Raw genomic sequence first — 323 nt, 5'->3', positions numbered from 1 at the left:
GAAGCGTGATTTACCCTTTCATCATCAGGAAAATCGATGCGGATATCGCTGGGCCGCCGCTCTATGACATAACATCGGCTTATGGTTATGGAGGGCCTCTGATTTCAGGAGATCCCGGAGTTCTCGAGGAATTTCGCGAATTGTTCCAAGCATATTGCCAAAACTCCAATATCGTTTCAGAGATTGTGCGCATGCATCCACTGCTGGAGAATGCCCATTATTTGCAAGGCTATTGTACATTGCAATACATCCGGAAAACGACGGCGGTCAATCTGGCAGGAGAACTTTCGGCAATTCAACAGCATTATAGCCATATGGCCAAG

The 323-nt window shown here is 47.1% G+C and carries 1 pseudogene; it reads left to right on the top strand.

The window, feature by feature from the left end:
• Nucleotides 1-323 (top strand): annotated as a pseudogene (locus SB775_RS28320) (GNAT family N-acetyltransferase); the annotation flags it as partial.

The organism is Peribacillus sp. SIMBA_075 (assembly GCF_046534585.1).
This window is presented reverse-complemented; position numbering and strand designations above follow the sequence as displayed.